A 20,853-nucleotide genomic window follows, 5' to 3' on the forward strand; every position below is an offset into this window, starting at 1 on the left:
GGCGCTCTGGGGGCGGTGATCGTGACGGTGGCGCAGTCCCCGTGGGTGCTTGCCGTCGGCGCTGTCCTGGCCGGCGGCGCAGGCGGTTGGGTCTGGGCGCCCTACTCCGACATCGTGACGCGGACGGTGTCCCTGCGACAGCAGCCCAGAGCGCTGGCGATCATCACGACCGGCACCAGCGGCGGACTCATCCTGCTGGGTGGCCTGGCAATTCTTGCTGTGCTGGGCTCGTGGCGTCTGGTCTGGGTCGGCATCGCCCTCGCTGCCGTGGCCGCCGCCATCGTGAACCTCCGACTGGTGCCGCGAACCCAGCCGCCCGCACGCGCGGAAGGACGGGGCAGTGCCCTCTCGATGGCGAGAACGCTGCGGATCCCGGCCGCCTACTCCGTGGTGTACTTCGCGGTCGTCGTCATCTACTTCACCTACGCCGCGGACGTCCTCGACCGCGGCGCCCTTCCAGCGGCAGCCGTGCCAGCGCTGTACGCGGCCATCGGCGTCACCGGCCTGGCGGGCTTGGCGACCGGGGCCGCCGTGCAGCGACTAGGCAGCGCCAGGGTCGCGGCGCTGTCCCTCCTGACGGTGGCCGCGGCGCTGGCGCTCCTGGGGCTTGCGAGCCACTCCCTGGCCGCGACGGCGGCCTCAGCGTGCATCTTCGGTGTGGGGTACATGACCGGGTCGGCCGTGCTCGCGGTCTGGACCGCCGAGCTGCTGCCCGACCGCGCAGGCGCGGCGTTCACGGGTTGTCTGGTCGTGGGCGCCGTCAGCTCGGTCGCAGCGCCGGCCCTCGCCGGCGCGGTAATCCCGGGCCTTGGCCTGGGGGCACTGCTCGTCGTCACCGCCGCGGTGTCACTGCTCAGTGGGATGGTGCTGGTGCTGCACGGATCGTCGGGATACCGCCGCTGAACTCTGTTCAGATTGAAAGGATTTGAACTCGCGACCACCTGATCCCGAGTAGTGCTCGCGCGTTTCCTGGTGGCCGCCGACCCGCTGACCTGCGCCTGTGCCGCACCAGCCAATGCGGTGATGCGCCTAGGCGGCTCGCACACCTGGAATCAGGGCTGTGAAATGGCGCGCCATACGCTTTCTGGCGCGCCCGGAGACCGGAGACGATTTCCCGAAGCATCGCCGGCCACGCGCTTTGTATTATCTGGCCGGGTATTCGCAACAAGCTCTGTGCGGAGGAACGGAAATTTATGAACGCGCATGTCGAACAGATGGAGTTTCAGGCCGAAGCGCGCCAACTGCTCGATCTGATGGTCCATTCGATCTACTCCAACAAGGACTCGTTCCTGCGGGAGCTGATCTCCAACGCGTCCGACGCCCTGGACAAGTTGCGCATCGAGGCGTTCCGGAACAAGGACCTCGACGTCGACACGTCCGACCTACGCATCGAGATCGAGGTGGACAAGGCGGCACGCACGCTGACTGTTCGCGACAACGGAATCGGCATGACGCGGGACGAGGTTGTCGGGCTCATCGGCACGCTGGCCAAATCGGGCACCGCTGAACTGCGCGAACAGTTGCGCGAGGCACAGAACGCGGACGCGTCCCAGGAACTGATCGGCCAATTCGGCATCGGCTTCTACTCGACGTTCATGGCCGCCGACACCGTCGAATTGCTCACCCGAAAGGCCGGCGAGAGCGAGGCGACGCGCTGGGAATCCAGCGGACAGGGCACCTACACGATCGAAACAGTCGACTCGACCGTTGGTGAATCCCCGCAAGGCACAGCGGTCACGCTGCACCTCAAGCCTGAAGACGCCGAGGACGAGCTGCACGACTACACCTCGGAGGCGAAGATCAGGGAGCTGGTCAAGAAGTACTCCGACTTCATCGCCTGGCCTATCCGGATGAACGTCGAGCGACGCACACCGCCCGAAGAGGACGGCGGTGAGGTGGTCGTGACCACCGAAACCGAGACGCTGAATTCGATGAAGGCGCTGTGGGCCAGATCCAGAGACGACGTCTCCGACGAGGAATACCACGAGTTCTACAAGCACATCGCCCACGCGTGGGACGAGCCGCTCGAGATCATCCCGATGAAGGCCGAGGGAACCTTCGAATACCAGGCCCTGCTCTTCATCCCGTCGCACGCCCCGTTCGACCTGTTCAACCGCGACGGCATCGGGATTCAGCTGTACGTCAAACGCGTCTTCATCATGGACGACTGCGACCAGTTGATGCCCGAGTACCTGCGATTCGTCAAGGGTGTGGTCGACGCACAGGACATGTCACTCAACGTCTCCCGCGAAATCCTGCAACAAGACCGGCAGGTCAAGGCGATCCGTCGCCGTCTCACCAAAAAGGTGCTTTCCACGATCAAAGAACTGCAATCCGAGCGCCCCGAGGACTACCTGACGTTCTGGACCCAGTTCGGACCAGTGCTCAAAGAAGGGCTGCTGTCGGACCGCGACAACCAGGACACCCTGCTGCACATCTCGTCGTTCGCCTCGACACACAGCGAGGACGAACCCACCACCCTCGCCGACTACGTCTCCCGAATGAAGGATGGGCAGGAGCAGATCTACTTTGCGACCGGCGAAACGCGGCAGCAGCTCCTGAAGTCGCCGCACCTCGAGGCGTTCAAGGCCAAAGGTTACGAAGTCCTACTTCTCACCGACCCCGTCGACGAGGTCTGGGTGGGAACGATCACCGAGTTCGACGGCAAGCCACTCCAGTCGGTGGCCAGGGGCGAGGTGGACCTCGATTCCGATCGGGATCCCGACAGCGCCGAGCGTGAGGAACAGCAGAAGGAGTTCGCCGAACTGTTGACCTGGTTGCAGCAGACCTTGGCCGAGCACGTCAAGGAGGTGCGCCTCTCCACCCGACTCACCGAATCACCGGCATGTCTGATCACCGATACCTTCGGTATCACCCCGGCGCTCGCGCGTATCTACAAAGCCTCTGGACAGGAGGTTCCGGTCGGGAAGCGGATTCTCGAACTCAATCCGAACCATCCGCTGGTGACCGGATTGCGCCAAGCCGCTGTAGACCGAAGCGACGACCAGTCACTCATCGAAACCGCCGAATTGCTCTATGGCACAGCTGTTCTCGCCGAAGGCGGCACGCCCGACGATCCGGCCAGATTCGCTGCACTGCTCGCGGACCGGCTGGCCCGGACGGTCTGACAACCAGATCAGCCGGTAGCCGGTCTGAGACGGTCCGCAGAACTAAGCTGGGGCAATGACCGATCAGGATCAGACGGCGGCCCGTCGTGAAATCGCCGATGCGCTGCTGTCCGCGCTGAATCGTCGCCATGAGGTTCTCGACCTGATCGTGGAGTCCGACGACAGGACCACCGCGGTCGCGGCGATCGCTGCGCTGCTGAACACGTCGACCAGGGGTGCGGAGGCGGTGATGAGCATGGCGTTCGATCAGCTGACCAAGGACTCGCGCCGCAGGATCGCCGCAGAACTCGACGACCTCAACAGTCAGCTGACATTCACACTGAACGAGCGCCCGGCAAGCTCGGATGACAGCGTGACTCTGCGCCCGTTCGCCGGTGATCCGGACCGGGACATCTTTGCCGCCAGGTTGGAAGAGGTTGGTGCCGCCGGCGACGGTTCCGGTCAGCCCGCGCAACCGATCGACGACGAAATCCGATTCGCACAGCGCCGCATCAGCCAGGAGGATGCCGCGTGGTTCGTCGCGGTGGTGGAGACGGTGAAGGTCGGGATGGTGTTCGGCGAACTCGAGCGCGGCGAGGTGAACGTCAGGGTCTGGATACACCCCGAACATCGGCAGAAGGGCTACGGAACGGCCGCGCTCCGGCGGTCGCGCTCGGAGATGGCGAGGTACTTTCCCGCCGTGCCGATGGTCGTCCGCGCGCCTGGATCCGAGCCGACGTAACGCCCGCTATCCCCTCGCCACTCGACTGAGGCTGTCATGACCGACGTGCAGAATTTCCTCCAGCGGTTCGCCGATTTCGGTGCTGCACCGGATCCGGACAAGTACGAAGATCTCTTCGATCCCGTCGATGGCACCGTGCTGCACCCCGGCATGACGGCGCCGCTAGGGCACAACCAGGTTCGGGCCTACATGACCACCTACCTCGCCGGGGTGCCGGAGTTCCGCTTCGAGATCGCCGAGTGGGCCGAACGTGACGGCACGGTGTTCGTCGAGGCGCGCAACAGCGGTCGACCCGGCGGCGGCGAGCGACTCGAGTGGGGCACGGTCTACTGCGTCACCCTGCGCGCCGACCGCGTCCTGCGTGGCCGCGCATATGGCGATCGGGTGCCCTTGCTGGCCCGGTTGATGCCGGACGTGACACTGGCCCAGGCGGCGGCACTCGGCGCGCCGGCGCCGGGTCTGGATGTGGGCGACGAACGATGAAGAGGTCGGTGACCGTGGCATCCACTCCGGCGGTGGTCACCGAGTTTTGATGAAGCGTCCCAACCGTTTTGAGCGTGCCGAAACCCCGACAATGGTGTCCCTTGGGGCACCACGAACGCGGCCGGGGCAGATCGGCCGTATTCCGCGGGTCAGCGTGGCTTCGGCGTCAACCCGTAGACGTAATAGCACGGCCACGATTGTTGCCCTGGAGGGGTTGATAATCCCGGCGACCACATGGTCGGAACGCCGTTGACGACCCAGCAATCCGTATCTGCGAGGTCGACGCCGTTGGGGTTGTTGCTTTCGGGCGGCGCCGGCGGGGCCTGTTGCGGATTGTTGTCTGGAAGGTCAGGAAGCTCGGGCATACCGGGCTGCTGCTGTTGCTGATCGCAAGCTTGCTGGTGTTCGGCGGTCCGCGGCGGGTCTTCCGGCGCTAGCGGGCCGCAATCCCAGAATGGCTGTGCGCTCGCCATCGGTACGTACGCCAGGATGGCGCCTGCGACGGTTACCCCCGCAGCGAAACAGTGCGCTGATCTTCGTGACATTGCTGACATGCGGCCCCCGCTGAAAAAGTCCCTGATCCCCCAGATTCAGCAAAGATAACACCGTTTTGCCAACTCTGACACTGCCCCGAACTTCGCCACCTCACCACCGAAGCACCCGAACATGGGAATTACGTGACGATCGCCTCTGAGGAACTTCGTGACGGCGCATACCTGCCGGGGATACTGACCGACGAAGGCGACATGCCGCGGGAGAATTCTGGACCCGTGTCACCGGCTCCGACGGGTGAGGTCAAGGGAATCCCCTGATTGCTCCGGGTTGCGTTCGCCAGTTACTTTCTAGTGGTTGAGAGGCGTCACTGCGTCGCCGCCGAGGGGGGACTTAGTGTTGACAGCTGTACGGCCGTCTCTGAGCGCGGGTATCGCACTGGTGGGGGCCAGCGTCATCACCGTCTCACCCATCAGCCCCCCGCCCACGGCGTCGGTGGTGGCCAGCCCAGTGGTGCAGCTCGCCGCGATCCCGAGCCCGCTACAGCTCTACCCGCAGGTTCTTGAGACAACGCTGGCGAATGTGGACGCCCAGTTCGAGGACTACTTCAGCGAACCCTTCCCGATCATCGGAGCGACCCTCGAGAACTATGCGCAGGCGTTCGAGGACGCCGTCACCGCATTGCAGTTCGGCAGGTCCGACGAATTCCTCGTCTCCGTGGCCCGTATCGTCCTGCAACCGTTGAGGAGCATCGTGCTGAGCACGGGGGGACTTCTCTACGAAATCTATGGTGGACTCCCCGAAAATCTGTTCGGCGCCGCGATCGGCCCAGTGTTGAACGGCATCGCCGCAACAGGTCTCGCGATCGCCGACGTGTTCGAGGCGATCACCACCTTCGACGTGATCGGGCTCGTCAATGCCGTCATCAACATCCCGGCCCGCATCATCGACGGTGTGCTCAACGGTGTACCTGGGACTTCATTCGGCTCCATCGACAACCTTCCCGGGCTGCTGACTCCTAGGTTCGCTCGTCCTTTTAGTTCAGGTCTCATCACCCTTTTGATCCGCCTGGACCACAACATGGGCAGGGCGATCACGCCGTTTTCGCAGTTTCCGCCGTCGGCGATCAACGAGTGGTCCGGTGCTGAGGCGCAGACCATGATGTTGAGTGCCGACCCGGAGACGGAACCTGTTGCAGTGCAAAAGCAGTTACCTTCTCAGGACGAGGCCGTGCTGGAGGAGAAGACCGCAGTGGTGGAGGAACTTGACCTGCCGACGTCCGAGGTGCCCGTGGCAGAAGCGCTCGAGGAAGACGTGTCCGAAGAAGGCGTGCCCGGGGAAGACGTCTCCGATGAAGGCGTGCCTGGGGAAGACGCCTCCGGGGATGAACTGCCCGGGGAAGAAGTCGACGATCTCGTCGAGGAAGAAGAACCCGCACCCGCGCAGGAACAGAGTCCTCCGGATCCGGACCTCGCAGACGACGACGAGCAGTCGTCACCCGCTCCGACCGATGAGGCGAACGATCCCGGCACCGAGGCCAACGACTAGAGGGTTGGCGTCAGCTCGACGAGCCCTCCGTGTCGTCGAAGAACGCCCAGTCGCCGTCGTCGTGGCTGAATGGTTCCCTTCTGTCGATCCGGCCAATTTCGTCGCTCCACAGTCTGCTGGAGGGACCGTAATCGACTGTCTCAGAACGACTTGCGCCCGCGCAAACGGTCGGCACGCTTCGCGCGGCAAGCACATCGCCAAGGTCGCCATGCTGCTCGGACACTCCTCGACGTCGATCACCGGCGAACGTCGTGGCGAACTTGACGCTCTTGCCGTTGAGGTAGCAACGACTAGACGAAGAAAACTCTTGCGCACGGGGCCGGTATCTCGATCAGACAACGACTGGTGGGCCAGTCTCCCCGCTGAAGATTGCGTTGTCGAAGTTTGCGTCCTCCAGGTGAGCCCCCTGGAGCGAAGGTGAACGTGGACCAGCGAGTTACCTCGTCAGTTCCGATTTGAAGGTGTGCTGCAATTACGCTCACGATGGTCTGTCCAACCTGCTTGTCGTTCTGCCGATCCGGTTCGGCAGTGGGCGAGGTCAAGTAGCCAGGAGGTGTACGAGTGGACGCAAATGCAGGGGTGCTGGCCGATGTATGCGCTGCTCTTCGTGTCGGGGACGCTGGTTCTGCCAGAGAGACCCTTCGGTCGCGCTATCCATTCGTGCCGGTAGAGAAGATCGTCCGCCGGTACTCGAAGGGTCAGTCGATGAAGCTGTTCAAGCGTGATGGCTCTATCGACCGCTACACGGGCAACCGACTCATTAACCCCGGCGTTCTCCGCCTCCTTCACGTTGTGCTCGGGGACGACTTCCCGACACATCCGAACGGGAAGCTCTCAGAGACGCACATCGCTTTCTGGGAGTTGTTCCCGACGGTCGATCATCTCGTGCCCGTCAGCCGAAGTGGGAGTGACGACGAGTCGAACCGGGTCACAGCGTCGATGCTGAGCAATCAGGCCAAGGCCCAGTGGACGGTGGAAGAACTCGATTGCAAGCTGCATCCGCGTGGCTCTATGGAGGAGTGGGACGGGTTGTCGCGGTGGTTGGTCGACTATCTCGCGGTAAACCCAACCGTGTTGGAGGAGGACTCAGCTGAGCCCCACCGTGGCTACGTCCGACAATGGCTTACCGCCACCAAGGCGGCGCTAGAAGCGGATGACTAACCGGTCGAATCGCGATCTACGCCAGGCAAGCGTCGACCGTGAACGGGTAACGGCAGGCGCGTCGCGTGTTTTGAGCATGTGATAGCTGCGATTTGGCGAAGAACGATTCACGGGCGTTCTCCGCGGTACCGCGCCATCGCTTGCCCCGTCTCGGCCCTCACCCGCAGCATCCGCATGTACCCGCGAAGCCACAGTTGCGGCAGCACCAGCGATTCGCCGCCGGCGTACGGGTTGCGGTCGCCCGGTTCAGCCAGCGAGCCCGAGTACCACGCGTACATGTATTCGGCGCGCTTCGACACCGGGCCATTATGCAGGCACGCGCGCCCAGAACGTCGGACCCACGCCGACGACGAGGACCAGGACCACGACGCCGGCCTTCGAGCCAGGTCGGCGGAATCACCAGGTGGTGTCGAGGTCGCGGTCGAACAGTTGACGCGCAGACAGCCGAGGCACGGCCGGCGGGGGTTGTGAAGGCGGTATGCGAAGGCGGTACGGCATGGAAAAAGACACCTTCCGAAAGCTCGGAAAGTGCCTCTGACCTGCGTCGGGCTGACAGGATTTGAACCTGCGACCACTTGACCCCCAGGGAGCTGAAGGGTGTCATATGCTGCGTCGAAGTGTCCCATCTGTGCAGTTCAGAGGCTTATTTGTGTCTCAGTTATACCGCTACCTCTAGGTTGTTTCAGCATGTCTTGGGACACTGTTGGGACACCGTGGCTTCGGCGGGACTCGATCCGAGCGGTCCCAGTGACCCGCCCTGGATTCTTCGCGTAAGTACGCGACCTAAGTTGCCGTAGCGCTACTTTTCTGTTTGCTAGCAAGCGTAAGACTGAGCAACGCTCACATTTTCGGAACCGCCTAGCTGTCGATGACCGCCACGACTCGCGACGACCCGCACGGACAGTTGCCAACCGGGGACGTCGACAAAGCGGTATGCGCCCTCGTTGACACTAACCTGGAAGTCGACGCGCTGATAAGCGGGGTTGCACGTCCGAGATGGGTCAGTTCGGAGACGTTGATCGGCGACTCGCACATGCCGGGGCAATGGGGACTCGGCATTTATTGCTTCGCATGCTTCGGATGGACTGGCTTGAACAATCGGTGAAAGCGGAGGAAGCCGTCGAGGTGGTCTTGCGAAGCCTTGATGTAGGCCTTCTCGAATTGCTCCATTTCACGCAGGTCTATGAGATCAGGTCCGATGTTCATTTGCAGATCGTGCGAGATTGGATCAGCAATCCAGGCATCGTGACATGCCTTACCAGCCGTACGTCGCAAGTTTTGGACTAGCGTCACGTACGAGTCGCCAACGGCAACTGACTCTCCGGCAGTCCACATTTGGAAATAGGAGAGCTTTGCTTGGATCTCGCGCATCTCTTCCACGAGTCGGACCCGCTCGGCTCCAGGAGCATCCTTATTTCTGCGCCTAATCGCATAGGGCATTTCCTTATAACGAACGACGGCTTCGAAGGCTTCTGCGAACGTATCCCGCAACCTCGCCCGCTCCTCCTCCAGGCTTTTGCGTCGAGCGAGCAAGATGTTGATAGTTGAAGTGAGCAGAGCCGCCAAGACCGCCCCAGAGAAGATTGCGGTGACTAGCACGTCGACTCCACCGCTACCTACGCCGGCTTGAGACCCGGGTGCCGGTGTCGGCGGGGCCAGCGTTGTGGTTGAAATACCGACAGTTGTTTGATCCGGATTCGGAGACCCAGTGTCGGCAGTTGTGGTTGATGACTCGGACGGCGTGTCCTCGGTATCGGTGGACTGGCTGGTCAACTCAGAAGGCCGGGTCGGCTCATGAGGCGCTGTCATTCCGAAACCTTCTCGTCAGGGTCGTGGGGGTGCTCCTCGCCCAACCACTCGCCATTCTCGCGCCACCATGCCTCTTTGAAAAGATGCTCGGCGGCCATGCCGAACAAGGCGAGGAGCCCGTCATCTGGAACCCAGATGCGATCGGGAGGGTCCGACGGGTACCAGATACAAAGTCGTGTACGCCCTCTGGTTGGATAACGGTGTGGCGAGTCTTCATACCCCGATGGGCCATCAGCGAAGATTCGCGGGCTCTGGGGTAACTTGTGCTCAAATTCGATTGTAACGAGGCGACTCTCGTAGCCAGGGACGGTAACTTCGGCGCTGTATCTGGTGCTCGTCCCTCTGTCGTTTCGAAGGCGCTTGGATCGAAAGTGGGCGTATGCGTGCCGCGCTCCCGCCTCGATGCGGGCGCGCCTGGGCATGTCCTGAAGCCAGTTCCATGGCCGCGCTGGGGTGCCCCGGTATCTCAATCTTGCCGTGCTCCCTCACCGAAAGAGCGTGGCGACTTCAGTGGCGCACCACCCACAGCTGAAAGCGTGCCAACTGAAGTGACACCGAGCGGTTGACCGGCTTTGAGTCGCGCGGCCGTTCGAGCCTTCGTGGTTTCGGTTGGTGTCGATGCGACGAAGTCAGGCCAGAGCTTCTGGAGGCTGCTTCGCACAAGCATTTCGTTTTCGTCGTTGTCGAGAGCGCATTGAAGTCGGTCGGACGCATAAGAAAGTCTCGCCACTGCGTAGTCCCGGTCGGCGACCTTGATTGGCGCTGAAACTCCAGCCGGATCAGGTGTCAGCCGTACAGCGAGATCTTTCGCGCCTCGCCTCCATAGTGAAAGCAGCGCTTCCGGCTCGCTGTCCCCCGGATCGACGAACATCAGCGCCAACGCCTCGATGTTGAAGGAGCACAGCGGCGGCGTCTCCCGCTTGTTCTCGGCTTTAGCCAGGCGGATCGCACGCGCACGAGTCACCCGAAGTGATTTTGGTTCGGCAGTTAGCATCTCGGTATGCTTCTCAGGGTGGGATGAATCCCATCGGTGCTGTTCGGAGTTAGGAATCCAAAGACCGATCCCCTGCCGTTCAAGCCCAACGATCAAGTCGACGGTCGGGTCTTCGCCGGTGTTGAAGGGTTGATTCATCTCAACCAGGATGGCCCGTTTGGTCACGGACAGCTTCGCCCGAGGAAACTCGTCGACGATACGTGGTCGAATGTGGCTCATTACCTGATCCACAATCGCGTCTGGCCCGTCGTGGACGAGCGAATCCGGACCCAACATGTAGTGAGTCCTACGGTCAAGGACCACTCCGCAGTCCGCATCCATGCCGTTGTCACGATGATGGATAGGGCAATTGGCGGTGCCGTGCGCAAGTGACCCTGAGTTGTATGACCGAATTACGCCGGCGAACGAGCTCGCTGCGTTCTTAACAGCGTCTCGACGGTCACGGGCCTCTTTGATTACAAGGTCATCAGGCGCCAGCTGCTTACGAACGTCGTCAAGGATCTGGGCTGTGTATCTCACGAGTGGCCTCTCGTCTGCGTACTGCCTGGGCGTGCAACCCCGGGTGGGCGAAAGCCCGCGAATTACACCGACGTCACTAAATCTACCTCCGCATACCGACAGCAACTGGCCATAGCGCCCCCGCCGGCTCAAACTTTGCGGCAGACCTGCCAAGGGTTCACGCGCCTCAGCGTTCAGCCCGTCGGCGATCTTCAATGTGCCTCAACAAGAGATTCCGGTGCCCCATTTCGACCTGGCGGGCGTAGCGAGCACAAGATTCGACTCTATGACCTCTGGGTTATGAGCCGGTCAGTCGCGGTCTTGCACTTCTACTCACGTCGCTGACGTGCAGGTCGGCAGGGATTTGGCGTCTCGCATGTCACGCCGTGTCGAAGCAGTCGTCCCCGTTGCGCACGGTTTCGTTCACAAATCCGTTCACAATGATCGCACGCCGCCCCACCCCCGCGACCATGTGATGGCCGCGGGTAAAAGAACGTGGCGCGCCATAAAACACCGATCCGATCGGGATCGCTGATGCCGGCGAACGGCGCTGTGTCTTCGTCAAAGTCACAGCCGCCTGAGAAGATTTGCTCTAGTGGCCGAAGGCGGCGTCGGCCCGCTGGGGACCACAACAGGGGTCGTCGAGTGTGGGTGCAGGACCGATGTCGATGGCGGGAGTTGTTGACCCACGGCCGTCGTTGTCACGCCGGAGAGCGCGGCGATGCAAGCGGCGCGGATGGCATTGAGGATTACGAACACTTCCGAGTGTGCTTCTGCGCGACACACCTTTGAATGCCTTCCGCAGCGCCTGCTCCCCCTCACTCCATAGTCAGCCTGATCGCGTGGCGCAGGCAGCCCAGTCGTTCCACCTTGGTCGAGCAGGTTCGCCCAGAACCCGAACACGCAATTTGCGACCAAACGCCCGGTTACCGCTCGGTTGGTTCGACGATTCTCCCGCTGGGTGCCGGGGATGCGCTCCCATGCCTGCTCCAACTGCTTGGCACGACGCGCGTCAAGTACGGGACCGTCTGCGTATCAGCGATCGCCCCAACGCGCCGCCGGGGTGGCAGCCTTGCGTTGCGCATAGGGATCTCTACGATCGCGATGTCTGCGAAAGATGCCGCCGAAAGATCACGGTTGCACACCTACAGCGCCCGAGCGACGACCAGGTCGTTTGCGGCTGCGTCGAGAAACGTGTTCAATAGGCGTCGAGTTCAGGCGGGAGTGCGGCGCCCTTGTCGCAGCACGCGTCCCAATTCATCCACGCAGAGTATGTTGCACGGGTCATGTATCCTTGGGTGGTATTCCCCGGCAGTGTGCCTCTCCTGTTCAGCAGTGACTCGCAGCCGGGGTTTTCCATTTACCGGGGCCACTGCCCGGAAAAGCGCGGTGCGGAGACGCGAGCCTCGATATGTCGTTTTCGGGTAGTCGAGACGCCCGTCCGTTAGCCGCGAACAAGTCGCCACATGCCCCACCATGCGACGGGGGCGAGAGCGAGGACGGTCCACATTCCAGGGACGTAGGCAGTGACCCCGCTGGGATTCAACCAGGAAAAGACAACGAAGTGAGCGAGTTCGGTCAGACCCATGGATGCGAAAAATGTCCAGCCCAGATAACGACCTAGGGGGTGGTTGCGGCGCATCAGGATGGGTGTCAGCAGCCAAGCGCCAACCGACACCGCGACGAGCAGCAGGACTGGCAAGGATGTCGGGGAGGGTTTGGAGGTTCCGGTAACCGTCGCCAGAAACGCGAAGAACTCCATCTGCTTTTCTTCGACGCGGTGAAGTAGGAAGAGGCTCAACGCAATCCAGAATGGCATTCGGATATCTGCCCAGAGCCCGCCGGCGGGGAAGAACAGCCACAGCAGGAGGCCGCCGGCAAATCCGGCGGTGAAGATCGTCATTGTCAGCAGGTCGAAGGCCCACCATCCCAGGCCCAGCGTCACTGCGGTGATCCCCGTTGCGGCCGCGACAGCCCAGCGGGGTCGTTCCGCAAGGCGTCTCGTAAGGGGCGCCGCCGGTTTCATCTGTTGGTGAGGGCGGCGAGGTCGTCGGCAATGGGCATGGGTGTCATCAGCCCCGCGTCGACCCGACCAGTGTTGCCGACGGGATAGCGGCCGGTCAGTGAGCCAGGGGCGGCGACCATCAGGCGCAGGACTTGGCCTATGGCTTCGCGGCGGTCGTGCTGGCGTAGCGCCAACGCAAGCATCGCAGCGTGGTTGCAGGTGTGCAGCCACGGATCCGGTTGCGAGACAATGTGTGCGCGCTCCAGATGCCGCCACCTCCCCGAGGGGTCGGTCGCATATTTCGCAGCGGTCATCTCACCTCGATAGACCCGCCGGGCACGCTCGCTTCTTCGTGGCATCGAGTCGACTCCTGTCGTGCGGATAAGCGGTCGGCTATCGGTGGTTGGCCCGTATGGATGCAGTCGGGTCGTCGGCCGGTGGAGGTCCGGCGGGAGCTCAGCAGTCACATCCGTGGTCGTCCTGCGCGGGAGCTGCCGTGACCAAGGGCAGGTTTGTTTTGGCGGCTGGGGGTTGCGTCGACCTTTGGGGCCCGCAGCAAGGGTCGTCGAGGATCGGTGCCGGGCCGATATCGATGGCATGCGCTGTTGATCGCGGCGACGCTGCTACGCCGGGGAGGGCAGTGATGCGGGCTGCGCGGATGGCGTTGAGGATGACCAGTACTTCGGCGGTTTCGTGGATCAGGACGACGGTGGCCAAGCCCAGGACGCCGAACGCGGCCAGCGGTATCAGGACGGCGATTATGGCCAGCGAGAATGCGATGTTCTGCACCATGATTCGCCGGGCGCGCCGCGAGTGGGCCAGTACCTGGGGTAGGTGACGAAGGTCTTCACCCATAAGCGCGACGTCCGCGGTTTCGATGGCGACGTCGGTGCCCATGGCGCCCATGGCGATGCCGATGTCGGCGGTGGCCAGCGCGGGGGCGTCGTTGATGCCATCGCCGACCATGGCGATCGGGCGGCCCTTTGCGACGGTCGGCAGCAGAGCTGCCTTGTCCTCGGGGAGCAGCTCGGAGTACACGGTGGTGATGCCGGCTTCGGCGGCCACCGCCTGGGCGGTACGGGTGTTGTCGCCGGTGAGCATCACCACCGTGAGGCCAAGTCGTGTCAGCAGCCCCACTGTGTCGGCGGCTTCGGGGCGAAGTTCATCGCGCACGGCGATAGCGGCGACCGGCTGTTCGTCTCGGGCCAGCACCACCACGGTCGCACCGGCTGCCTGCAACCGCTCGATGTCGCCGGCGAGTGGTCCGGGCGCAACCCAGGAGGGTTTACCGAGGCGCAGTCGGTGGCCATCGAGGTCACCGTGCAGACCGTGGCCGGGCACTGCGGTCACGTCACTGGCGGTCGGCGGGTCACCCGCGGAAGTCAGAATCGCTTGCGCGAGTGGGTGTTCACTGCGCGCCTCCAGAGCAGCTGCCCACCTCAGCGCCTCATCGTCGCTGAAGCTGTCGGTGGTGACGACGTCAATGACACGGGGCTGATTGCGGGTGAGCGTGCCCGTCTTGTCCAGGGCGACGACTTTGATGCGGCCGAGTTCCTCGACTGCGGCGCCACCCTTGATCAAGGCGCCGTGGCGGCTGGCGGCCCCAATGGCCGCGACCACGGTCAGCGGGACGGCGATCGCCAGCGCGCACGGTGAAGCGGCCACCAGCACCACCAGCGCCCGCTCCAGCCACAGCATCGGGTCACCGAAAACCGAGCCCAGCGCCGCGACGCCCGCAGCGAACGCCATGATCGCCGGCACCAGCGGACGCGCAATCCGATCGGCCAGTCGTTGGCCGGCACCCTTGCGCTCCTGAGCTTCCTCGACGATGTGCACGATCCGCGCCAAGGAGCTGTCAGTGGCCAAGGCGGTGACCTCGACCTCGATCGCTCCGCCGCCATTGATCGCACCAGCGAACACGCTGCTGCCCGGTCCGGCTTCCACGGGCACCGACTCGCCGGTGATCGCCGACAGGTCCAGGCTCGTCTGACCAGATCGGATGGTGCCGTCGGTGGCGGCCCGTTCACCGGGCCGGATCACCATGACGTCGCCGACGACGAGATCGCCGGGGGGCACGGTTGTTTCGGCGCCATCCCGCAGCACCGAGGCTTTCGGCGGCACCAGGGACAACAGGGATCGCAGCCCGCGGCGGGTGCGGCTCACCGCATAGTGCTCAAGCCCCTCAGCGATCGAGAACAAGATGCCCAGCAGGGCCGCTTCGGCGAACTGGCCCAAGGCCACCGCACCGATCGCGGCGATCGTCATCAACGTGCCCACCCCGAGGCGACCGTGCCGCAGATTGCGGATCGCATCGGGCACGAACGTGATGGCGCCTGCGGCTACGGCAGCCAACTCGACGGCTTTCGCGGCACCATCCAGGCCATCGAACCGCCCCACGATCCAGCTCACGGCCAGCAAGACTGCAGCCAGCGCCGCGAATTGCAGTTCCTTTACTTGCCAGAGCTTTTCGGGACCCGCGTCGGGTTCGGCGTCGTTGCGTGGCCCGCAGCATGCATCAGACACGATCGATGCCCTTCCCCGCAGGCGCGCTCACGCTGGCGAGCACCGACTCGGTCAACTGGCGCCCACGCGCGGTCAGCTGGTACATCACCAACTTGCCCTGACGCCGCGAGGACACCAGAGACGCATTCTTGAGTTGGCGTAGATGGTGCGACACCAAGCCCTGAGGCAGTCCAACCACCCAAGCTATGTCGCAAACGCACAACTCGTCACCGGCTGCGAGCGCGGCCGCGATGGACAACCGGGTCGCGTCGCTCAGGCCGCGCGCCGCGGCGGCGGCGACTTGGACGGTGGCCCTGTCGGGCACCGTGGCCCGGATGGACTCCGCATGAGGCAGGTCCAGACAGAGAAGGTCGCAGGTGTCCACCGGCTCAGACATATCGACATACTAAAGTATGTCGATATGTCCTGTGAAGGGTCTTGCCCATCTTGATCAACACTGGGCCGAGTCGAAGAATCTGCAGTGGCCATCGCGCGACGTCCGGTTGCCGCCAGTGGGCGAGCCATCAGCAGCGATTCTTCGATGCCGGGTCGGGGGTCGACGTCTGAGTGGCACCGGTCGGCGTTGTGGTGTCCTCCGACGCACAGCCGCCGCGTCGAGTGAATGGGTAGAGCACCTGGCGCAGATAGCTGGTGGGGTAATCAGGCTTGGCGGCCATACCCAGCTGGGTGGAGTCGAATCGTCTTGCGGGGTCATAGGAGAAGGTCCGCATGATGTGATCCCACACCAAGGTGAACAGCCCGAAGTTGACGTCGCCGATGCCGGCCCATTTGAGGTGGTGGAATCGGTGGCCCTCGTTGAGGGCCAGGACGTACTTGGCAGGGCCGATACGGTACTCGGCGTTGGAGTGTTGCAGCAGCAGTTGAATCGCGACGGCCAGGGCGAGGGCGGATGCGACGTCGACGGGTAGCCCGATCAGGATCAGGGGTGCGACGCCGGCGGCCATCTCCACGGTTTGGTGCAGCGGGTGTTTCATCAGGCCGTTGAGGCCGTAGAAGCGGGTGACGCTGTGGTGCACCGCGTGGAAGCGCCACAGCACGCCGACCTTGTGGCTGGCAAGATGTACCACGGTAATGCCGAAGTCGGCGACCAGGATCGCGGCGAGGACTTGTGCGGCGAATGGCCAACTGTGTGGCCATAGTTGAGGTGCGGGGACGATGGCGGCGAGCAGCGGGATCGCGGCGACGCTGGCCAAAATGAGGGTTTCGTTGACCGCGACGTGAATGCTGTCACGCTTGCCATCGGCGCGATCGTGGTTCCACTCTGAGTCGTACGGGATGATTCGCTCCACCAGGAGCGCGGTAGCGATTGCGGCTGCCAGAATCGCGAGCAGCCAATATTTCGGTAAGCCAGCGGCGGCTACGGCGATGCCTGCGCCGTTGAGTCCGACCAGCATGAACTGCACGTAGCCGTATCGGGCTAGGGAATTCACTGCGGTGGTGGATGTCGAGGCCGTGCGAGAAGTTGTACTCATGCCTTGATCGTCGCGGTAGCCGCCGGGACAGGGCTTGAATGATTCGGCTAGCTGCTGGGGTCGAGGTCCCAGGACACGTGCCGACTCAGCACCGAGGGCGGCAGGCCGAACATCTCGCGGGTGGTGCGAGTGAGGTGGGCACTGTCGGCGAAGCCTGCACCGTGCGCGGCGCCAGTCAGGTCGTCCCCGCCCTGGACCAGAGTGATCGCAATCCGCAGCCGTGACCACAACACATAACGCCGAAGCGGGATTCCAACCTGCTCGGTGAACAGGTGAGTGAAGCGGCTCGCCGAAAGGCCCACCTGCGCCGCGAGTTTGGTACCGCTAACGGGACCGGCTGCTACGAGAGTTGGCAGCAACCGCAATGCATGGTCGACCGAGGAGTGTTGGGCCGGGACATCGCGATCGGAGGTAGCGGGCGATAGGTCAGCGACTACGTCGGCGACCACGGTGGCAAGCGGTCGGCGCGCAGCGGAGGCGAACGCCGAGCTGATGACCCATCCGGCGTCGATTGCCCGCCTATGCGCAGCTCGTCCCGGCACGGATGCCGGGTCCAGGAACACCACTGTGCCGTCCTCGGCACCGCCCCAGATTCGATGGGCCGCGTCGGCAGGCACCACTACCTTCGTGCCCGTGTGTGGCGCTCCCTGCTCATCGGGAACGGTCAAAGGCGTTGTCGCCATTATGATTTGTACGGCGTGGTGGGCGTGGGTATCGGTGGCACCGATAGACCCGGCGAAGGCCAGCACTCCCGACCGGAGCAGCGCCGCACCGCCCCAGCGCGGTTGGACATCGTCTGCGGAGTTATTCGTCTCCGGGACGCTCATCGTTCGAGGTGTTCTTGCGGCGGTGCCGTAGTAATTGCCAGAACGCGAGCCCAGAGAACAGGCGTCGGGGACGTATCGCTCCGCATGAACGGGTCACCGTTGGGCGCCGTCGGGCACGGCGACACCTACGCCGCGATAGGGGTCGGACGGGTTTGAGCGCCATCAAGCCGATGGCCCCCTGACAGGTGACCGACCGATGCGCGGAACGAAACGTCCGACGCGGCTCACGTAATCGCGGTAACGCTCGCTGTGCGTGCGATGCAGATACGGCTCCTCCACGACGCGGACCTGCAGCTCGATCGACGTCAACAACAGAACAAACCCCATGATTGCCAGCAGATTTGGCGCCATCAGCGCTATGCCGGCACCGAATATCAGCATTGCGGTGAAGATGGGGTTGCGGACCCAGCCAAACATTCCACGGTCGACGAGTTGGGTGGTTTCGCCGGCGTCGACGCCGATGCGCCACGAGTCACCCATCGACTCTTGCGCCCACAACGTCGCGGCGATACCTACCAGCGCCGCCAGCGTTCCCAGCGCCCCAAATACGGGGGCGTCGAGCGTGGTGACAGGCGACAGCAAGCCGGCTAGCTGAAGGATTGGCGCGAGCGCACCCACCACAATCGCCACCACGAAGCCGGCACCGGCGAGCCACTCTAACGACCCGGGTTGTCCATGGAAGCCGCGCATACCCGTGGACCCTGTACGGCGCCACTGCCGATAGCTACGCCACCCGAACCCCAAAACGATAAATATCCCGTAGAGCATCAGCGCCGCCGTTGCCATCGTGGCCTCTCCATTCAATCCATAACCGTTGTGAGCAAGAGCGACTACTCCGCGACCGAAGACTCGCTCGCGAACCGGGCCCGTGTGTCGAATCGGTCGGCGCAAGCCGCCGAGCAGAAGCGGTAGGTGCGGCCATCACGGCTTCGGGTGATCGCGGCGGACGCGGCGGTCACATGTAGCCGGCACATCGGGTCGACGTGCTGCTGGTGTTCCTCGCCGATGTCCACCGCGAACAGTTCCATCCGGTTAGCCATGTTTCTGATGCTCACCAGCCCGAGCGCTTCGACGGGAAGGCCGAGATCGGCGGCGGCCGCGGCGACGTCGCGGCCGAATACGATTCGCCCAGGTGCAGCGAGTGCTGCCAACCGCGCTGCGGCGTTCACAATCGTCCCGAACACATCGCCGCGCCGTCTCACCACCGTTCCCGCGCTGACCCCCGCACGAAGCATCGGAAAGCCCTCGGCACGCCTGGCCGCAACGCCCAAGCGGCGCAGGAAGGCCAGCGCCGCAGGTGCGTCCGCACTGGTGACCATGACGGCATCACCCATCGTCTTGATCAGCTCGTCGCCGGGCCCCAGCGCTTCGCCTGCCATGCCTGCGAAGTCCTCGGCGAACTGGGCAGCGACGTGATCGCCATGAATCTCGGTGAGTGCGGTGTAGCCAGACATGTCGACGAACACGATGGCCGCATTGGTGTCGACATGGTCGAGAGTCGGTTCAGCACTTGCCTTGGCCGTCACCGTACTGAGATGTGTCACCGCTTCCGACATGAGGACACCATACATAGTGATATGCGCATGTGTCTATATGTTGGTTCTGTGCGGTGCGGTGGAGACGAGCGGTGAAGGCCGGGAACGCCAACCGCTAATCGACCGCAGTTCACGACGCCGTGCCGACATGGCGTCCGGCTCAACGTCACTGACACCTGTTGCTGTGCAGTTCGTTCGGTGATCTGCAGTTCGTCTCCGCTAATCCTTCCCGCACGCATTTTTCCCTGGCCATATAGGGGGTCTTTGTCCAGCGGTCGCCGCGTCCAAGCGATCGGTCCACGGAAAATTTCACTGTTGTAATTCTGTGGCTGCTGTTACTGAAGGGGCCAATGTGAGTTAACGTCCTACGTAGGAGGTCCGTATTTGCTTGCCGAGCTCGCGTTTGCGTTCCAGCCGCCATCGGTTTGTGGAAGTAGCTCACCGCGCGGCGCACCGAGGAGGAGACATGGAAGCACACCCCCGGAGCAAGGGTGCACTACCTGCCGGCGCTGACCGCTCTCACCCGGCCGGTACTGCGGGAAGCGTTTGGCGGGTCCCCGCTGTTATCGCGATGGTTATCCTGATTTCTCTCGTGTGTGCGCCGGTCGCGTCGACCCAACCTGCTGCCGGCCCTTGGGACCCCCTTCTTCCAAAGCGGCCAAGCGCGGGCGCTCCCGGTGATCCGCTTGCGATCGCCAACGCATCCCTTCAGGCAACGGCGTTGGCGACCCAGACGGCGATGAATATGGGTCGCGATTTTCTCAGCAGCCTGGGAATCGTCAGTCCCGCCGCAGATCCGTCGACGAGCGTGCGTGGAAATCGCATTAATGGTCCCCAAGCGATCGAGTACGTGATTCGCCGGGCGGGAACACAAATCGGTGTCCCCTACTCCTGGGGTGGCGGAAGCCTCACCGGTCCAACCCGCGGTGTCGACCAGGGTGCAGGCACTGTCGGCTTTGACTGTTCAGGCCTTACGCGGTTCGCCTTCGCCGGCGTCGGAGTGTTGCTGCCGCGGTGGTCCGGTGACCAGTACAACGCTGGGCGAAAGGTGCCACCCTCCCAAGCGAAGCGGGGCGATCTGCTGTTCTGGGGGCCTGGCGGAAGTCAACACGAGGCGATCTACTTGGGCGGAGGGCAGATGATCGAGGCGCAACGGACTGGCGTTCCCGTCAAGGTCTCACCAGTGCGCCAAGCCGGGATGACCCCGTACGTTGTTCGGATTATCGAGAGCTGACCGAAATCGGCCATCTTGTCAGTACCGAGATCATCGCGGGCGCGGCCGTCATGTCGGCGACTTTGTACCGTTAGTCGTCTGTCTCACTTTTGGTTGACTACTTGCTGGAGTTTGACGCGTTCGCGTCGGACTTGGCTCCTGCCTTACCTTACGCCGCTCAGCTCAGCCCGGCCCGGCCCGGAAGCGTAGAACAAGGCCGTCGTACCGGCAAAGGCGGCGGCCCACAGCACCACGACGATGGCACACAGCATCAGCCACGTCTGCCAATCGATACTGTTGGGGCAGACGCCGAGCACCCACCGCATGGGTCGGATCCTCCTGTCACTTTCAGCCTCACGCGCCTGCAGAACGCAACCGGTACGACTCCTGTAAAGATCTGTTGAAGATCGCGCCGTTGCGGCAGTCGCGCGCCGCCGCGTCCGT

The 20,853-nt window shown here is 63.3% G+C and carries 21 protein-coding genes and 1 pseudogene; 8 read left to right on the top strand and 14 right to left on the bottom strand.

What is annotated here, in order from left to right; translation table 11 throughout:
• The 6 genes from WA965_RS24135 to WA965_RS24160 all read left to right on the top strand — a co-directional run.
• A partial coding sequence (locus tag WA965_RS24135; protein ID WP_526448154.1) for an MFS transporter occupies positions 1 to 903 on the top strand: 903 nt, incomplete at its 5' end.
• Between the two features lie 290 nt (positions 904 to 1,193).
• Positions 1,194 to 3,128 carry a molecular chaperone HtpG gene (gene htpG / locus WA965_RS24140; protein ID WP_526294330.1) on the top strand — a complete coding sequence of 645 codons (1,935 nt, stop codon included), beginning with the start codon at positions 1,194 to 1,196 and terminating at the stop codon, positions 3,126 to 3,128.
• A gap of 55 nt (positions 3,129 to 3,183) precedes the next feature.
• Complete coding sequence (locus tag WA965_RS24145) at positions 3,184 to 3,849, top strand: GNAT family N-acetyltransferase (protein ID WP_526294329.1); 666 nt, start codon at positions 3,184 to 3,186, stop codon at positions 3,847 to 3,849.
• A gap of 36 nt (positions 3,850 to 3,885) precedes the next feature.
• Positions 3,886 to 4,332 carry a nuclear transport factor 2 family protein gene (locus tag WA965_RS24150; RefSeq protein WP_526294328.1) on the top strand — a complete coding sequence of 149 codons (447 nt, stop codon included), beginning with the start codon at positions 3,886 to 3,888 and terminating at the stop codon, positions 4,330 to 4,332.
• A gap of 677 nt (positions 4,333 to 5,009) precedes the next feature.
• Positions 5,010 to 5,144 carry a hypothetical protein gene (locus tag WA965_RS24155; RefSeq protein WP_526294327.1) on the top strand — a complete coding sequence of 45 codons (135 nt, stop codon included), beginning with the start codon at positions 5,010 to 5,012 and terminating at the stop codon, positions 5,142 to 5,144.
• Positions 5,145 to 5,334: 190 nt separating this feature from the next.
• Positions 5,335 to 6,372 carry a hypothetical protein gene (locus tag WA965_RS24160; protein WP_526294326.1) on the top strand — a complete coding sequence of 346 codons (1,038 nt, stop codon included), beginning with the start codon at positions 5,335 to 5,337 and terminating at the stop codon, positions 6,370 to 6,372.
• 331 nt (positions 6,373 to 6,703) lie between these two features.
• Here the strand turns inward: WA965_RS24160 and WA965_RS24165 are convergent.
• Positions 6,704 to 6,787, bottom strand: a pseudogene (locus WA965_RS24165) (pentapeptide repeat-containing protein); the annotation flags it as partial.
• A 146-nt stretch (positions 6,788 to 6,933) separates the two neighbouring features.
• Between WA965_RS24165 and WA965_RS24170 the strand changes: the two are divergent.
• Entirely contained in the window at positions 6,934 to 7,533 is a 600-nt protein-coding gene (locus WA965_RS24170; protein ID WP_526294325.1) for an HNH endonuclease domain-containing protein, read from the top strand.
• 107 nt (positions 7,534 to 7,640) lie between these two features.
• On the opposite strand, the gene WA965_RS24175 is transcribed toward WA965_RS24170, so the two are convergent.
• The 12 genes from WA965_RS24175 to WA965_RS24230 all read right to left on the bottom strand — a co-directional run bounded on the left by WA965_RS24175 (position 7,641) and on the right by WA965_RS24230 (position 19,217).
• Positions 7,641 to 7,832: a ribosome modulation factor gene (locus tag WA965_RS24175; protein WP_526294324.1), complete on the bottom strand. Its 192-nt coding sequence runs from the start codon at positions 7,830 to 7,832 to the stop codon at positions 7,641 to 7,643.
• Positions 7,833 to 8,592: 760 nt separating this feature from the next.
• Positions 8,593 to 9,342, bottom strand: a complete 750-nt coding sequence (locus WA965_RS24180; protein WP_526294323.1) for a hypothetical protein — start codon at positions 9,340 to 9,342, stop codon at positions 8,593 to 8,595.
• Positions 9,339 to 9,764, bottom strand: coding sequence for a type II CBASS E2 protein (locus WA965_RS24185; RefSeq protein WP_526294322.1), 426 nt, complete (start codon positions 9,762 to 9,764; stop codon positions 9,339 to 9,341). The genes WA965_RS24180 and WA965_RS24185 overlap by 4 nt, the downstream gene beginning before the upstream one ends.
• 44 nt (positions 9,765 to 9,808) lie before the next feature.
• Complete coding sequence (locus WA965_RS24190) at positions 9,809 to 10,612, bottom strand: hypothetical protein (RefSeq protein ID WP_526294321.1); 804 nt, start codon at positions 10,610 to 10,612, stop codon at positions 9,809 to 9,811.
• A 1,666-nt stretch (positions 10,613 to 12,278) separates the two neighbouring features.
• Positions 12,279 to 12,779: a hypothetical protein gene (locus WA965_RS24195; protein WP_526294320.1), complete on the bottom strand. Its 501-nt coding sequence runs from the start codon at positions 12,777 to 12,779 to the stop codon at positions 12,279 to 12,281.
• A 77-nt stretch (positions 12,780 to 12,856) separates the two neighbouring features.
• Positions 12,857 to 13,198, bottom strand: coding sequence for a DUF3703 domain-containing protein (locus WA965_RS24200; RefSeq protein ID WP_526294319.1), 342 nt, complete (start codon positions 13,196 to 13,198; stop codon positions 12,857 to 12,859).
• A 97-nt stretch (positions 13,199 to 13,295) separates the two neighbouring features.
• Entirely contained in the window at positions 13,296 to 15,362 is a 2,067-nt protein-coding gene (locus WA965_RS24205; protein WP_526294318.1) for a heavy metal translocating P-type ATPase, read from the bottom strand.
• Positions 15,355 to 15,738, bottom strand: a complete 384-nt coding sequence (locus WA965_RS24210; RefSeq protein WP_178357433.1) for an ArsR/SmtB family transcription factor — start codon at positions 15,736 to 15,738, stop codon at positions 15,355 to 15,357. Before WA965_RS24210 ends, WA965_RS24205 begins: the two co-directional genes overlap by 8 nt.
• 127 nt (positions 15,739 to 15,865) lie before the next feature.
• On the bottom strand, positions 15,866 to 16,834 hold the full coding sequence (locus tag WA965_RS24215) for a sterol desaturase family protein (RefSeq protein WP_526294317.1): 969 nt from the start codon (positions 16,832 to 16,834) through the stop codon (positions 15,866 to 15,868).
• 47 nt (positions 16,835 to 16,881) lie between these two features.
• Positions 16,882 to 17,661, bottom strand: coding sequence for a helix-turn-helix domain-containing protein (locus tag WA965_RS24220; RefSeq protein ID WP_526294316.1), 780 nt, complete (start codon positions 17,659 to 17,661; stop codon positions 16,882 to 16,884).
• 162 nt (positions 17,662 to 17,823) lie between these two features.
• Positions 17,824 to 18,447, bottom strand: a complete 624-nt coding sequence (locus WA965_RS24225) for a methyltransferase family protein (protein WP_526294315.1) — start codon at positions 18,445 to 18,447, stop codon at positions 17,824 to 17,826.
• Positions 18,448 to 18,491: 44 nt separating this feature from the next.
• On the bottom strand, positions 18,492 to 19,217 hold the full coding sequence (locus WA965_RS24230) for a YHS domain-containing protein (protein ID WP_526294314.1): 726 nt from the start codon (positions 19,215 to 19,217) through the stop codon (positions 18,492 to 18,494).
• Between the two features lie 445 nt (positions 19,218 to 19,662).
• Here WA965_RS24230 and ripB point away from each other — a divergent pair, with 445 nt between their 5' ends.
• Complete coding sequence (ripB, locus tag WA965_RS24235) at positions 19,663 to 20,430, top strand: NlpC/P60 family peptidoglycan endopeptidase RipB (RefSeq protein ID WP_526294313.1); 768 nt, start codon at positions 19,663 to 19,665, stop codon at positions 20,428 to 20,430.
• A 143-nt stretch (positions 20,431 to 20,573) separates the two neighbouring features.
• On the opposite strand, the gene WA965_RS24240 is transcribed toward ripB, so the two are convergent.
• Positions 20,574 to 20,735, bottom strand: coding sequence for a hypothetical protein (locus WA965_RS24240; RefSeq protein ID WP_526294312.1), 162 nt, complete (start codon positions 20,733 to 20,735; stop codon positions 20,574 to 20,576).
• Between the last annotated feature and the right edge of the window lie 118 nt (positions 20,736 to 20,853).

Source organism: Mycobacterium sp. (assembly GCF_049683935.1).
Lineage (GTDB): Bacteria > Actinomycetota > Actinomycetes > Mycobacteriales > Mycobacteriaceae > Mycobacterium.